Origin of the sequence: Nocardia sp. BMG111209 (assembly GCF_000381925.1) — a bacterium.
GTDB lineage: Bacteria > Actinomycetota > Actinomycetes > Mycobacteriales > Mycobacteriaceae > Nocardia.
The window spans coordinates 1566912-1582386 of the sequence record NZ_KB907308.1 but is presented as its reverse complement, the minus strand read 5'-3'; the positions used below and the strand labels follow the sequence as shown (position 1 = coordinate 1582386).

10 protein-coding genes and 1 pseudogene are annotated in these 15475 nt (G+C 70.6%); 8 read left to right on the top strand and 3 right to left on the bottom strand.

Annotation, left to right across the window (positions count from 1 at the left end):
- The first annotated feature begins 7 nt into the window (after positions 1-7).
- Both G361_RS0130620 and G361_RS0130615 read left to right on the top strand, forming a co-directional pair.
- Complete coding sequence (locus G361_RS0130620) at positions 8-325, top strand: hypothetical protein (protein ID WP_019930954.1); 318 nt, start codon at positions 8-10, stop codon at positions 323-325.
- Between the two features lie 7 nt (positions 326-332).
- Complete coding sequence (locus G361_RS0130615; protein WP_019930953.1) at positions 333-2930, top strand: hypothetical protein; 2598 nt, start codon at positions 333-335, stop codon at positions 2928-2930.
- Between the two features lie 587 nt (positions 2931-3517).
- Here G361_RS0130615 and G361_RS49835 read toward each other — a convergent pair.
- The gene (locus G361_RS49835; protein WP_155981860.1) at positions 3518-4075 is read right to left on the bottom strand and encodes a hypothetical protein; all 558 of its coding nucleotides are present in this window, start codon (positions 4073-4075) and stop codon (positions 3518-3520) included.
- Positions 4076-4240: 165 nt separating this feature from the next.
- Here G361_RS49835 and G361_RS47855 point away from each other — a divergent pair.
- Both G361_RS47855 and G361_RS45480 read left to right on the top strand, forming a co-directional pair.
- A pseudogene (locus G361_RS47855) lies at positions 4241-4886 on the top strand (L-histidine N(alpha)-methyltransferase).
- The gene (locus G361_RS45480) at positions 4883-6301 is read left to right on the top strand and encodes an MFS transporter (protein WP_019930950.1); all 1419 of its coding nucleotides are present in this window, start codon (positions 4883-4885) and stop codon (positions 6299-6301) included. Before G361_RS47855 ends, G361_RS45480 begins: the two are co-directional and overlap by 4 nt.
- A gap of 8 nt (positions 6302-6309) precedes the next feature.
- Here the strand turns inward: G361_RS45480 and G361_RS45475 are convergent, their stop codons facing one another.
- On the bottom strand, positions 6310-6741 hold the full coding sequence (locus tag G361_RS45475; protein ID WP_019930949.1) for a YbaB/EbfC family nucleoid-associated protein: 432 nt from the start codon (positions 6739-6741) through the stop codon (positions 6310-6312).
- A gap of 263 nt (positions 6742-7004) precedes the next feature.
- Here G361_RS45475 and G361_RS51655 point away from each other — a divergent pair, with 263 nt between their 5' ends.
- Positions 7005-8912: an ESX-1 secretion-associated protein gene (locus tag G361_RS51655; RefSeq protein WP_081635645.1), complete on the top strand. Its 1908-nt coding sequence runs from the start codon at positions 7005-7007 to the stop codon at positions 8910-8912.
- A 134-nt stretch (positions 8913-9046) separates the two neighbouring features.
- Positions 9047-11035 (top strand): hypothetical protein, encoded by a 1989-nt coding sequence (locus G361_RS0130580; protein WP_155981859.1) that lies wholly within the window; start codon positions 9047-9049, stop codon positions 11033-11035.
- A 124-nt stretch (positions 11036-11159) separates the two neighbouring features.
- On the opposite strand, the gene G361_RS0130575 is transcribed toward G361_RS0130580, so the two are convergent.
- A complete protein-coding gene (locus G361_RS0130575; RefSeq protein ID WP_026343697.1) occupies positions 11160-12329 on the bottom strand; it encodes a hypothetical protein in 1170 nt (389 codons plus the stop codon).
- Positions 12330-12525: 196 nt separating this feature from the next.
- On the opposite strand from G361_RS0130575, the gene G361_RS0130570 reads away from it, so the two are divergent.
- Together G361_RS0130570 and G361_RS47415 are read left to right on the top strand one after the other, a co-directional pair.
- Entirely contained in the window at positions 12526-13440 is a 915-nt protein-coding gene (locus G361_RS0130570; RefSeq protein WP_019930947.1) for a C40 family peptidase, read from the top strand.
- A 13-nt stretch (positions 13441-13453) separates the two neighbouring features.
- On the top strand, positions 13454-15367 hold the full coding sequence (locus G361_RS47415; RefSeq protein WP_019930946.1) for a hypothetical protein: 1914 nt from the start codon (positions 13454-13456) through the stop codon (positions 15365-15367).
- Positions 15368-15475: the final 108 nt, after the last annotated feature.

Sequence of the window (15475 nt, the reverse complement as noted above, 5' to 3'; positions counted from 1 at the left end):
AGTAGGCATGGTCGACAAACTGGACATCGACGAAGCGACCGAGGTGGTCCTGGGCGCCGTGAAGTTCACCGGCTCCGCGACGACGTATACGGGACAGGTGTCGGACACGGTCGACGGCCTGACGGTGCCCGCGCGGGCGGATTCACCGCTGGATCGGGATCTGGTCGGCAAATTGGACTGGATCGTCTCCGCTTTCGGCGATTCGGTCACCACCGACGACGGCCGCAGCGACACCATCCTCCTGGACGCGGTCAAGGCGGTGGACGCGCTGGCGGGCACCGACATCCTCGGCGGCCTCATGGTGGCCGGCACCGAACCGGTGTGACCGCCGAATGGCCCCGCACGACAGCCCGTACTGGAACGAGATCGTCCGCGGCAACTGGCCGGAGATCGGTCCCGGCACCTGGAGCGGGCTGGAGACGGCGACCCGCACCACCGCCGACAACCTGGATCTGCACGACGTCGGCGCGGCCCGGCGGAATTTCGACGATCGGGTGCGGTTCAGCCGGAGCCTGCAACCGATCAAGGACGGAATGCGGACGCAGCAGGGCAATCTCGGCGTCTACTCGCAGGCGCTGACCGCCGCGGCCGACACCTTCGGCGACATGTCGTCGCTGGTCTACCGGACCCGGCATCGGATTCTCGACATCGTCGACGCCGCGGATGCCCGGATCCGCAAGGCGCAGTCCATCGGTCACGACGACGACCGGACCGAGGAGCAGCGCCGCACGGCGGTCGGCGGCATCATCGGCCGCGCCGCGGCCGAGGTCGACGATGTCATCGCGGCGGCGCGCACATCGGTGAGTCCACAGGGAATGCCCGGGCTGTCGCTGATCGCGGATCTGCTCGGGGTGCCGGGCCCGTGGACGCTGGGCAGCGGACCGGGTGTCGGGCCGGGCACCGGCCCGGGCGGCTCCAGACGTCCGCACGTGCCGGGGCAACAGAATCCGCTGCACAACCTCTTCGCCGATCCCCGGTTGCGGCAGCCGGGGCCGCTGCCGGTGGGTTCCGGGCCCAGGGCATTGGCGGATCTGCTGTTGCACCTGCTCGATCCCGACGCGGAGCCGTTGAACCGGATGGCGATGGATCCGGCCTACCCGGATCAGGGGGCGCCGAGCTACGACGGCACGAACCCCGCCTACGACGCGGGGCCGGTATCCGGGTACGACCGCCCCGGCTATGACGGTTCCGGCGACAACCGTTCCGATGACGACGGGTATACGCCCGGCGTGACGGAGCCGACGGCTTCGTCCGGATATGCCGGGCCCGTGCCCGGCCGGTACACCGCGGGGAACGACTACGAAGCCGGCGCGGGCCCGGGCGGCGGCTATGCCGATCCGGGCTGGTCCGGCGGCCCCGTCGAGCCGACGGAAGTGCCTGCGGAGCAATATGATCCGGGCCGGTACGAGCCGGGCGCCCCGGGCGGGCAGATCGCGGCGGAGGCCGGCGGCTACCAGACCGGCGGTGAGCCGCCGGCCGGCCACACCGGTGAACCCGCCGAACTCGGTGTGCCGGAGGGAGTTTCCGGTGGCGAGGAGCTGTCGCCCCTGGACCTGGCCGCGGGTATCGCGGCCGCCGGGCCGGCCGTGACGATGGGCCATCCAGCGGTGTTCGCACCACCGTCCGATCTGCCGGCCGCGGCGGCCGTCGCGGCGCCCGGTGCCGCGGCGGCCGTCGCGGCCGGAAGCGCCGCTGCCGCAGCGCATCCGGGATCGGACCCGCGCACCGCGCAGAGCGCCGGCCCCAAGATCACCGCGCCCGGTGCGGTCGGGTCGCCCGGACATCCCGGTCCGGTGCCGGTCGCCGGCGCCCCGGGCAAGGCGACGCCGGCGGCGAAGGACATCACCGGGCACGGCGCCCGTTCCGACGAGGACCGGGACGGGGCGGACGGGGTCCGTGCGGCCGTCGGCGCCGCGATGATCGCGGCCGCCACCCCGGCCTTCCTGCTCGGTGAGCGGGTGAACGGCGATTTCGTGCTGGCCCGCACACTGCTGTCGGGAATCCTTGCTGCCGTTGCCGATTCGGCGATGGGACCGGATTGGGCGGCGGCGGTGCTGCGGCATCCGGGTGGGGTGTCGGCCTTCGTCACCTCCACCGAAGGGCGAGGATGGCTGCCGACCGGGCTGTACCTGCCTCGCGAGGTGTCCACCCCGTGGCTGTGGGAGGTCTCGGTCGGATCCGGATGGGAGGGCGTCGCCGATCCGGCCCGGATCCTCGCCGAATTCACCGTGGCCTGGGGCGCCCGCTCCGGCGCCCGGCTCGCGGCGCTGGTCTCGTCACAGCCGATCGACCCGAGGCTGCGCGCCGGATTCGCCGAGGTGCCGATGGAGGGTGAGGTGGGCCCCGGCACGGAGATGAATCTGGCCGAACCCGGTCCGGGCCTGGTGGATCGGCTGGGCCTGGTCGCCGCGCAGCCACTGCTGGACCGGGTCGAGAACCTCCCCGCCGAAGCGATCGCGCGCCGCTGCCGCGAATTCGCGCGCGACGGTCACAGCCGGGTGGGGCGCACCGGTCAGGTGCCGGTGGCCGCGCTCGACGTGCCCGGCATCCGGCAGCGGATTCTCGACGGGTTGCGTCGAGGCCGCCCGGTGCCGGAGGAGCACTGGGAGCAGTTGCGCGACGCGGATGCCCTGCTGGCCGCCACGACGCTCACCCACCGGCTGGATGTGTCGCGAATTCCGTTGGGAGAGCTACGATCCGAGCAGGACAGCCGCGTCGTCGCCGAACTCGCGGCGCTGCGCGCCCTGACCTTCCAGCGCCGCTGCAACGAGCTGATGTTGTTCCTCGCCGAGGACCCGAGTCGGCAGGTGCTCCGCGACGTGGTCTACGCGCACGGACAGCTCACCGAGCACCCCGCTCTGTCCGGAACGGCAACGCCCACAATGGATCCAGCTGCACAGCGGGCCGCGATCAGCACCCGACGGTACTGACGCCCGCCCGGCGCTCCGCCGGGGCCGAGCCCGCTCCGCGACAGCGGGCGAGGCTCCGGTGGAAGGTTTCGGCCCGATCAGGCCGGCGCCGAGGTGGCGCCGACCGGCAAGCGCGCCGGATCGGCGGGCGCGCAGTCCAGCCGAGAGGCGGCCGCGGAGCCCGTCGATGTGCAGGAGCGGATCGGGACAGAACGCTTGTACGAGAAGGGGTTCCGTGGCGGGCTCGGTGAACGGCCGTGCCTCGTCGGGGGAGTCGACGCGGACCACGTCCCGGCTGGAGGCGCCGAGCCGCGGTTTCACGATGACCGGCCGGCCGTGGGTCTCGCCGAACGCCGGAATCGCGGCGGTGTCCGGGGCGTTCGCACCGGGAGGGGCCGGAATGCCTGCGGCGGCGACGCACTCGCCCATGATCAGCTTGTCCCGGAATCGCTCCAGCGTGCCGCGGCCGTGCGGGCGCCGGCGTTCCGGGCCGCGCCGGACTCCTCGGTGGTGACCGAATTCGCGCGTGAGCACGGTTATCCGCTGATCGTCAAGCCGCGGCTGGGTGCGGGCAGTGCCGGCATCGTCCGGCTCGACGGCCCGGCGGATCACGCGAAACTTCCGGACCTGGCCGCCGAATCGCATCTGGGACCGAACTCGGTGCCTGGAGCGCTTCGGCCTATCGGGGCGCCTGTATCGAATTCGCTAACGGCGGTGAAAGTCTCGGCTATATCGAGATCGACGAAGAGCCATTGCTGGAAGCTCTGAAAGAGTTCGCCTCTTCCGTTCTCATAGCGCTCAGCAATAACGTGGCGACAGTCTTCCATCTGGAACTGTTCCTCAGTGAGGAACACGGTATCCCACAACCGCAGTTCCTCGAGGTGGCCGCCCGCTTCGCCGGTGGTGAGACCACACACCTGTGGCGTGAGGTGCACGGCCACGATCTCGTCGGCTCGGCCGTCGACATCAACCTGGGGCGGCGCCCCGCGGCCGAGCCGCTGACCGACGGCTGGGTGGTCGGTGAGTTGCTCATCCACCCGCCGGTGACACCGCCGTGCACCGTGGTCGGGACCCGCCTCGACGTGCCGGCGGAGTTCGCGCCGTACCACCGGCTCGGTCCCGGCGCCGGGTACGGAGATCACCGAGACGTTCGGATACGTCGACATCGGTGCGGCCTTCCGTTTCCGGGGCCGCTCCACCGCGGCGGTCGCGGAGGCGGTGCGTCGCACGGTGGCCGGATTCCGGATGGACCCGAGGCGACGGCGGAGCTCCCGCCGGGTCCCCTACCTACTTCCGACATCCGAAACTCTCTCGCGCACAAAGGATCCCACGTGTCGACTGTCGCCCGCACAGATGTGCAACTCTCCGACGACGATCTGGACGCGGCCCTGCGCGCCGATGTCCGCACCGGACTGACAGCGAGTCGGAAATCGCTGCCCTCCAAGTGGTTCTACGACGCGCGCGGCAGCAAGCTGTTCGACGCCATCACCGAGCTGCCGGAGTACCACCCGACCCGCACCGAGCGAGCCCTGCTGCGCGCCGGTACATGCGATCCTGGACCCGGGCGAGCAGCTGTTGCTCGGTGTCGGCCTGGCCGTCGACCCGGCGGTCATGGTGCCCGCCTACGACGACGCCGCCGGGGTCACCGCGGAGTTCAACCGCAACGTGTTACGCGTGATGAACGAACGGCTCGGCGCCGACTTCGTCCTGGATCGGTTCCGGCACATCGCGTTGTGGGACAGCGAGAACGAGTGGATCGAGATGCGGCTCGAGGCGATCGAGGAGCATACGGTCGTCCTCCGCGAGCTCGGACTTGCGGTTCCGTTCGCCGCGGGTGAGCAGATACGCACCGAGATCTCGGCCAAATTCCGGCTGGACGCGTTCCGGGCCGAACTGGACGAGGCCGGTTTCCGGACAGAGCGCAGCTGGACCGATCCCGACGACCGGTTCGCACTGGTGCTCGGCAGCACGCGGTGATCGAGGCCGTCGAGGCCACCACCGCCGGTGCCGACGTCACGGTGCCGTTGCCACGCCTGCCCATGCCGGTCCGGTTGCGATCCGCCACCGGGTTGCGGGTGGTGGCAGCCACCGTGCTCGGCTGGTCGGCCGCCGGGCTGGATGCCGGACTGACCCCGGTCGCGGTGCCGCACATCGGCGCCGCGCTGCACACCGATGTCGCCGGGATGCAATGGGTGATCGGCGCCTACACCGTGGCGCTGGCGGCACTGTTGCTGCCCGGCGGCTCACTCGGGGACCGATTCGGCCGCAAACGCATATTCGTCTGGGGCGCGGTGGGTTTCGCGGTCGCTTCGCTGCTGTGCGCGCTGGCCCCGAATCTGGACACGCTGATCGCCGCGCGGGTGGCGCAGGGCGCCGCGGCGGCGCTGGTGACGCCGGGCAGTCTGGCCGTACTCTCGGCTGCCATCGATCCACGCGACCTGAACACGGCGATCGGGGTGTGGACCGGGGCGACCGGGATCGTCACCGCCGCCGGGCCGGTGCTCGGTGGCCGGCTGCTGGAGGTCCTCGGCTGGCGGACGGTGTTCCTGCTCGAACTGCCGCCGGCGTTGCTCGCGGCGGGCACGGCATTGTTGCCGATGCCCGAATCCCGAATCGTCGGAGCCGATCGCGTGGATGTGCCCGGGGCGTCGTTGCTCGTCGCGGGGCTGGCGATTCCGACCTACGGACTGATCGCGGGACGTCCGGTCCTGTTGCTGCCCGGGGCGGTGCTGCTCGCGATGTTCGTGGCGCGGCAGGTACGCGGCAGATATCCACTGATACCCCGCACGCTGTTCCGCGGCCGGGTCTTCGGCATGCTGACCGTGGTCACCGTGCTGGCCTACGGGGCGCTGGGCGGTATCCAATTCCTGCTCGGCTGGCAATTGCAGACGGTCGCAGGGTATTCCGCGCTCGCCGCCGGTGCGGCCACGGCCCCGATCGCGGCACTCGCCCCGGCCCTGTCGGGCTGGGCGCAGCGATCCGCGCATCGGCACGGCCCGTCCGCGCCCATGGCGGCCGGGCTGGTGGTGGCCGCCGGCGGCGCGATGCTGCTCACCGGAATAGGCAGCAGCACTTCGTATTGCGGTGGTGTGCTGCCCGGGGCGCTGGCCGTCGGCGCGGGATTCGCGCTGTTCGTCGCGCCGTTGACCTCGGCGCTGTTCACCTCGATCCGGGGCCCGGAGGTCGGCGCCGCGTCCGGGGTGAACACCGCCGCGGCCCGCGCCGCGAGCCTGCTCGCCGTGGCCGGCCTGCCCGCACTGGTGGGAATCTCCGGTCGGTCCGGATTCGACGCGGTCGGCGCCGGATTCGCCTCGGCCTTGTGGATCTGTGCCGGTGCGCTGCTGGCCGCGGCCGCACTGGCCGCGACCGTGCCGCGGCGCGGCCGGCGCTGAGCCCGCGATTACGGCCGATCCTCGCCCGTCCGGCCGAGCCAGTCCCGGATCGAGCGCAGGCTCGGCGCTTCCGGTGCGAAATCCGTCAGATCGGGCAAGGATTCCAACCCGGAGGCAGCCTCGGCGGTGAGCGCGGCCACGCGCTCGGCGGCCAGCCGCGCGGCCTCGCGCGCCGCCTCGGTGATCGATCGGCCCAACTGTTCCGGCGTGGCGCGCGTCGCCGCCGCGGTCAATCGCACCTCGGCCACCACACCGCTGCCGTCGACGACCACCTCCGCCAGCTGATCCGCCGAGATCGCCTGTAGCCGAAGGCTTTCCACCTGCCGGTAGGCCTGCGCCAGCTTGTCGCGCTGCTCTTCGAAATCGTCCGTCATCCGGTCGACCTGATTACGCAGTCCGTTGTTGGCCGAACGCAATCCCTCACGTTCCCAGCGGTCCATACGAACAACTCCTTGCGCGTGCGAGATTCGGGCATCGACTCGGCTCGGTCGGCGCACCGGAAAATGGTCCCGTGGTCGTGGTCCACACCGGATCGGGTGCGTGAACTCGCGCCGGCGATTGTGCCGGATCAGCTGATCGTAGTGCGGCCGGCCGCACTCGTGTTCCCGTATCAGGAGCGGCGCCGCGGTCCGAATTCGTTCCCCACGATTGGGAAGGCTCGACAATGAGTCGAGTCGGGGTGGCCGAAGGGAGTTGATCGCACATGCCTGACCGCTTGGATATCGACCCTGAGGTACTGCGGCATCTGGCGAACCAGCACGATCGCGCGGCGGCGGACACCCGGGAGTGGGCCAAACCCCCGCGTGCGTGGCTGGACGGATTCCAGGACAGTTACGGGAAGATCGCCGATCCGGTCCGGCATGCGCTCGAGAGTTACTACACCGCCCGGCAGCACGCCGGTGAGGCGATGGCGGGCGATCACGACAAGACCGCGAAGGCGCTGCGGGACGCCGCGCACGCCTACGAATTGGCCGACCAGCACGGCGCCAAATCGATCGGCGGCGCCGCGAACCCGTTCGGCGACCACATCCCGACCGACCCGAGCCACTCGCAGCCCGACACCTCGCCGATCGGCCACGACGGGGGACCGGTCGGTGCTCCCCCCGGCGGACCCGGCGGTGGACCCGGTGGTGGCCCCGCCGGCGGACCGGCCGGTGGTCCTCCCGGCGGTGGACCCGGTGGCGGTCCCGGGGGCGGACCCGGTGGCGAGTCGCCCGCCGGTCCCGGTGGTGAGTCGCCGAGCCTGCCGGGCCAGGGCGCCCAGGCGCCGTTCCTCAACGATCGGCCACCGGTGTCCGGGCCGGACAGCGTGGGCGGGACCGGCGGTCCCGGCGTGATGGCCGGTGTCGGCGACGACGGCCGCGGTGGGCCCTCCGGTCCGCCGTCGGGCCCGACGGCGGGCGCGCAGGCGCAGACCGACGGCACGGGCGACGGTGCCGGTGTCGGCGCGCCGATGCCGATGATGAGCCCGTTCGCGGCGGCGGTCGCCGCCGCGGCGAACCGGGACCGCGAGCCGGATTATGTCGTGAACGCGGACGCGAGCAGCGATCTCGTCCTGGCCCGCACCCTGCTGGGTGCGGTGCTCGCGGCGGTCGATTCGCCGGTCGGGATGAACTGGGCGGTTTCGGTGATGCGCGGTCCGGCCGGGGCCGGCGTGTTCATCACGTCCAACGAGGGCCGCGGCTGGTTGCCGGCCGGGCTGTTCCTGCCCCGCGAGGTGTCCAGCCCGTGGATGTGGGACGAACTGCTCGCGGCCGACGGCGGGTCGCCGTGGGAGGGTGTGGCCGATCCGGCCCGGGTGCTGGTGGAGTTCGGGTTGTCGTGGGGACCGAAGGCCGGGGCGAAGCTTTCGGCGCTGGTGTCCTCCCTGCCGATCGACTCCGGTCTGCGCATGCAGATGAACGATGTGCCGATGCAGGGCATGGTCGGTCCGATGTACGACGTCGACCTGCGTCATCCGACCCCGGACACCGTCGACCGGCTGGGCCTGTTCGGCTCGGCCGCGGCCTTGGAAAGGGTTGCGACGGTTCCGGATTCGGCAGTCCGCGCGCGATGCCTGACCCTGGCCACCGAGGCGCACGCGCAGGTGGGCCGTTCGACGGCCACCCCGCCGGAGGCCGTCGAGGCCCGCGCGGTACGCGGCCGCATCCTGGCGATGGTGCAGGCCGGGCAGCCGGTGCAGCGGATGCTCTGGGATCAGTTGCGCGACGCCGACGATCTGCTGGCCGCGTCCATGCTGTCCCGCCGCGTCGACGTCGGCCGGGTGGACCTGGGCGGGCTGCGCATCGACGACGAGGGAGCCGTGCTGCGCACCATGGTCTTCGAGCGGCGCTGCAACGAATTGGCCTTGCTGCTGGCGGGCGGCGGCGAGTCGCGGCAGACGCTGCGCGACGCGCTCTACGTGTACGACCAGATCACGGCGCACCCGCAGTTCGTGGCGGCCCCGGCCGCGGTGGCCGCGCCCGAGGAGCGGGTCGCGGTGCAGACGGTGTCGGGTACGGTGGCCGCTCCGGTCACCGACGGACCGGCGGCCGGTGCGATCCCGCCGCGGACCGGAGTCAGTGCGCCGCAGGCGGATACGCCGCCGAGTGTGGCTACGGACAGGTTCTGATGGGCGGCCTTCCGGAACCCAAATATCCTGCGGATTCGCTGGGCAACACAGAGACACTGCCGCCCGGCAAATATCTCACCGTGGGCAGTGGCGACGACGAGTACAGACTGATCTCCGAGCCCGGCGGATCGGTTATGTTGTGGAGCCCCAAGTACGGCGAAGTGAAGACCTGGGAACCGCATTACCACGATTCGCTGCCGGATAATCTCACGCTGGGTGGAGTGGAGGTCGGTTACGACGGAAACCTCTACCTGGTGAATTCGGACGGCTCGATCCTCGCCGATTACGGCAAGACCGATCCGGCCGCGATCAAATACGGGTTTCTCAACAACTCCCAGGTGAAGCTCACCCTCAACCCCGACGGATCCGTCTCGTCCGACGCGGCCGGCGGTACGAAGGTGAACCTGTTCTCGCCGACCGACCTGGGACCGTATTACCTGTATCACCCGCAGGGCGGATCGGACACGTTGTTCGCACTGCTGGACGTGGCTCAGAAGGTATTCCAGTCCCTGACGGATCCGCTTCAGGCCGGACATCCCTCCGACGTGCCCGATGTTTCCAAGCTGTTGACTCCGTCGACGGATCCGAAGTCGGACAGTTTGGAGATCAAGGGTACGTCCAGCATGGGCACCTACTACACGATCAATCTCGACAAGGCGAAAGAGATCGCGTCCGGCCTGCAGTACGGCGACCACTATGTCGGCGTCAAGATGAAAGACCTTCCGGCGGTGGCCAAGACCGCGCTGACGAAGATCAACGGCTACTACGACTCGCTGAACACGGATCTGAAGACGGCGGAGAAAACCATCATCCGGAGGATAACGACCGCCGGTGATACGAACGACATGAACCAGATTCATGCCGCTCAAGCCGCCAGCCGGGCGGAGAACGGCCTCGTCGAGAAGATCAACACACAGCTCGGGAACGCGAGTGATCGAGTCGCCGAGGCGAACAAGGCGATGGAGGAAGCCGCACACGATATCGGCGACAAGAACCCGACCTACGATCAGGGCGTCAAGGACGGCTACAAGAAGGGATTCGAGGCCGGGCAGGCGTCGAACAGCACCTCGTCGTCCACCAGCGGTTCGACCTCGGGGTCCGGTTCCTCGAGCGGTTCGACCTCGGCCTCCGGTTCCACCAGCGGTTCGACCTCGGCCTCCGGTTCCACCAGCGGTTCGACCTCGGGCAGCGGTACCACCGGCGGTGGCGGCACGGACGGCGGCTCCGGTACCGGTACCGACACCGGTTCCACCGGAACGGCTTCCAGCGGCGTCGACGCCACCGGCGCCTCGACGGGTTCCGCCTCCGGCGGCGGCATGGACAGCAGCATGCTGATGCTGTTGATGATGCCGCTGATGATCCTGCCTTCGATCGTGCAGATGATCCTCCAGCAGATGCAGCAGGAGGATCAGCGCAAGGAGAAGGAGAAGGAGCGCCGGGAACGCGAGCAGGGCGTCGACGGTCAGGGCCAGCCGTACGGCGACGGCCAGGGCCAGATGGTGGTGGGACCGGACGGCACGCCGCAGGTGGTGCCCGCCACCACCGATCCGAATGCGGCAGTGCCCGTTCCGGTTTCCGCCGACGGATCCGCGCCGCCGACCGTGGCCGGCGCGAAATCCGATGTGAGCATGAAACTTCCGGACGGGTCCACGCAGCAGGTGTCGTCCGTGGTGGCCGGTGCCGTGAATCACGAACTCAACAATCCCAACGGCAGCGACGCCCGCGCCGCCTACGAGGGCACGCCGGGCCAGGCGACGCCCGGAAGTCCGTGGAACCAGATCGACAGTTCGCACCTGCACACCGGCGACGTGGTGCAGTGGGACAACCGTAGTGCGGTCGTGGTCGTCGACAACGGCTCGTTGCAGATGGTCGCGAACGGGCATCTGGTGCCGCTGGATCCGCAGAATCCGCCGGACGGTGGTCAGGGCGGGTACGGCGATTTCCGCGGTTTCTATCATCCCAGCGGCGCGGACGTGCAGCCGTCCACCACCGCGCAGCCGCCGGCGGCCGGAAGTCCGGGGCAGCAGCCGCAGAACGCGCAGCCGAGCCCGGCCGCTCCCGGCGTGCAACAGGTCACCGCGCCGTCGGGCCGGGGTGCCGCGGTCGCGACCGGTTCGACCTAGCGGGACCGATTCGATCGCGCCGCAACGGTACCCGGGTGCCCGCACCGCAATTGTCGCGCCACGTTCCCCGGCCGGGGCCGGATCCCGGAGCCGGGTCGAATTCCCGATCCGGCGCCGGGAGGGATCAGATCCCCGAGTCGGCTTCGGCCGGATACTGTCCGGCGTCGACATAGTCCTGATCGCCGGCCCCGGTCGACGCCGGGATGGGGACGGTCTGCGGCGGCCGGGCCTGCCGCCGGGGATTGCCCGAATCATCGGGCGCCGGAACGGTTCCGGTCGGCGGAGCGCCGCCCGGCGGTGGTGGGGCGGCGCCGGTACGGCCGGAGTCGCCGGAAGGCGTTGTCGTACTGGGATTCTGCGCCGCCGGCGGGGGCGGCGGTCCGGGCGGCGCTGTGACGCTTCCGGATTCCGAGTCCGACACGGTGCCCTCGGCGGAAGCGTCGGCGGACTGTTCCGACGCCGGTGCGCCCGGCCCGGGTGGCCCGCCGGCGCCCGGGCCCGCGGTCTGCTCGTCGTGTTGCTTCTGCTCTTCCTGCGCGTCCTGCTGCCGTTTCATGAGTTCCATCCCGACGGGCGCGAGTTCCATCGCGCCCATCGGAATCATCATCAGCAGGGGAAGCAGCGAGGACAACCCGCCGCCGGACGAATCGGAGGCGGCGGCGCCGGTCGCCGAACCGCTGCCGGAAGAACTGCCGCTTCCGGTGCCCTGGCCGGAAGATCCACTGTCGGAGGAACTTCCGTCGGACGATGTGCCCGAGGAGCCGCCGTCCGAGGAACTGCTGCCGGAACCCGCCATCGCCGCGTTCTGTTCCGCGACCGCGGTGACCTTTTCGTACACGGCGTCCACCGCCCGGCCGATCTCGGTCATCAGGGTCGATTCCTGAGCGTGGGTGAGCTTCGCCTTCCCGACTCCGGTCAACAACGTGTTCAATTCGGAGATCACGGATTCGATGGCGGACAGCGAGGTGTCCTTGTCGGCGGACATCACGATGGCCGCCTGCAGCACGGTGTCGTCGTAGGTCAGCAGGGCGCTCTGGCGGGACCGGACCGCCGCGAGCACCGCCTTGTAGGCCTTGGTGGTCTCGCCCTGCTCCAGGTCGTTGTACTGGACGGTGGTGAGCAGATCGTCGACCTGAGGCGGGGCGACAGTGGTGCCGCGGCCCAGCAGATCGACGGCGGTCTGAATGGCGGATTCCGCCATCGAAATGAGGCTCTTCAGCGCCGTGGAACCACCGGGAGGCCGGACGAGTGTCACCGTTGCGTAGTGCTGGCCCACTCCGGTCGCCGTCGTCATCCGTGTTTCACCGCCTCCCTGTCGACCTCCCTCATTGTGTAGTCTTCCCGAACTTGGGAAGCGGTCCGAATCGACTGGCCACGATGCTGTTCGGTGGACCCGCCCCAGGATTGGGAACGGTACGAAAGCAGCCAGGCGTCACAATGAGATCTTCCGCAGGGACAATTCGAGTGGGGCCGCGAGAACGGGAGGTCGAATGGCGCCGGCACTGGCCGATGATCTGAACGGTGTGCTGCAGTCGCTGGTCGATCTCTACGGGCAGGCTCAGCCCAGTTCGGTCGAAGCACTTGCAATGAATACGATCCCGGGAGATTTGACCGCGCATTCCGGCCGGTCGGTCAACGGATACACCGATACTCGGGGCGTGCAGTCCACGGCCGCCGACGGACACGGGCAGAAGGACGTGATCGTGGCGAAGGCCGTCGGCGCGGCCGCCGACGGTACCGTCACGGGCCGGGGCCGACTGACGGATCAGATCGCCGACTTCCGTACCCGGGCACGGGCGATCACCTCGCTCGGCGACACTCCCTTCGCCGGAGCCGCCCTGCTCGACGCCGCGCAGCACACGATCGGCCGCGCCGCCGACCAGGTGAACGCGGATGTGGCGGCCGCGCGCAAACACGCGTCGCAGATCATGCCACCGGCCGCGACACCGGCGCGGGTACACACCGTCGCGGCCACCCGGCCCCGGCGATCCCGCTCCAGACGGCGCAATCTGCCCTCCGACGGCACCGCGGGCGGCTCGGCCGTGCGGGCCGCCAACGCCGCGGTCGGTACGCCGTACGTCTGGGGCGGCGGCGGAGCCCGGGGGCCCAGCGGCGGCGGCTTCGACTGCTCCGGGCTCACCCAGTACGCGGTGGCGCAGGCCTCCGGCGGTCACGTCGTGCTGCCGCGTACCACCTACGAACAGATCTACAGTGGTGTGCGGATACCGGCCTCGGACGTCCGGCCGGGGGATCTCGTGTTCCCGGCGAGTTCGTTCAGCGCGCGCGGGCCCGAGCACGTGCAACTCGCCGCCGGTAACGGCATGGTGATCGAGGCGCCGCACTCCGGTGCGAACGTGCGGTGGTCCCGGATGCCGGGCAACGCCGTGGTCGTACGGGTCCTCTGATCCGGAGTCCGTCGTGCCCATCGAAATTCCGCACGATGTCGCCCTGTTCCTCAATTACATGGGCGTCCCGTATCCGGATATCAACGAGGACGAGGTGCGGAGACTCGGCCGGGAGGTCGAGAATTTCGCGACCAACATTTCGAATACCCATTCGCAGGCGACCGGCGCCATCAAGGATATGAACTCGGTCTACTCGGGATATTCGTACGAGCAGATGCTCGCGGCATGGGGCCGGATGAGCGCGGGCCACATGCGCGATCTGGATACGGCGTGCAAGGCGGTGGGCCGGGCACTGGATATCGCCGCGGAGGTCATCACGGTCGCGAAGGTCGCCGTGCTGGCCGAACTGACGGCGCTGGCCGCCTCGTATTTCGGGGCACTGTCGGCCACCGTCGCGACCGGGGGATTGTCCGCGGCGGCCATGATGGCGATCCGGGACGCCGCCGAGCGGATCCTCTCGGCCCTCGAGCAGTACCTGGTGGCCTACCTCATCATGGAGGTGGTCGAGAAGGCCATCGAACCGCTCGAGCACGTCGTCGAAGAGATGGTCGGCGGGGCGCTGCACCACGCCGTCGAGGATCTGCTGGGTGTGCCGCCGCCGAGCAGTTCGTCGACGATGCCCCTGCACATCGAGCCGGACGAGGTACTGCGCTACGCCGCGCTGCTGGACAAGTACGCCGACGACATGGTGAAGCACGCGAACGATTTCGCGAACACCGTCGGCGGGATGAATTTCAGCACGCCGACCACCGGCCCCGATACGCCGGCGGATCCGGTCACCGGCTCGGGGCAACCGTCGTCGCCGGTACCGGCGCAACCCGCCGGGGCCACGCCGGCCGCGGCCGGATCGGCTGTGCCGCAGGGCTCTTCGACGAGCCCACCGGCCGATCCACATCCGGCGCCGGGTGCGAACGGCGCCGCTGCCCACGGCGCCGTTGCCCCGGGCGGCGCTGCCGCCCCGGCCGATTCCGCCGCTGCGGCAACGCATTCGTCGCCGGCGCATGCTCCGGGCGATTCTGCACGGCACGGCGCGGCGACGGCCGATCACAGCGTCGGTGCGCCGGGCGCGGCTGCCGCCGCGGCGACGCATTCCCCGGCCGCACCGCATCCGGCGGACGCCGGATCCTCGATTCCGGATTCCACCGGCGCGCGTCACTCGGCCGCGCCGGTGGACCCGGGCGCCACCGGCCGGTGGACGGATGCGAGAGTCGCGCCCGAGCCGGCCACGTCTTCGCTCGGGCCGAGTGCGGAAGCTGCCGCACCACACCATGTTCCGTCGACCGGCGGGGAGTCGGTCGTCTCGTCGGCCGGGGACCACGAGCCGGCGGCGGCGGGCGCCGGCCCCGATTCCGCCGACGTGGCGCCGGACGCCGACTCCGATACCGCCGCACCCGCGGGGCAGCAACCGGGCGGCGGGAGCCCCGGCGGTGGCGGGCGCGGCGGACGCGTCAGCCCGTGGCGAGGGCCCGGCCGCCCCCGGCCCGCTCCGGCTCCCGGGGCCGCACCCGTACCCGTACCCGTCGCGGGAGCCGAACCGGCGCCCGCGAGTGCCGCCGCCGATCGGCGCCGCTCCGGCACGCCGTGGTCGAAACCCCTTCGCGCCGAGCCGGTTCCGGCTGCGGACGGCAGTGAGCAGGTCTTCGCCCCCGAATCGGCCGATCGGGCACCGGATTCCGGGCCGGCCGCCGACGGCCTGCCCGCGGCGGGCGATATCGGCTCCGCACCGGCGGACGGTGCCGACGACGCGAACCCCACTGCGTCGCAATCGTCGCCGGCGTCGGCCGGACCGCATCCGATCGTCTCGGCCCCGACCGACGCCGAGCGGGTCCGGCGACCGCCGGCCCGCTGGACCCGTAGCCGCGACACCATTCCGGGTCCGATAAATGTCCCGTCATCCAACGGGCCGACAATTGACGAACCGAAGTAACGTATTCGCAGGAAATATCCGGTCCGGTCTCCGAACGGGACTTCCCAGCCGGGGGAACACTCGCCAACGATCACAGGGCCAGAGTGTCTATCGTTCGAGCAGGCGCGA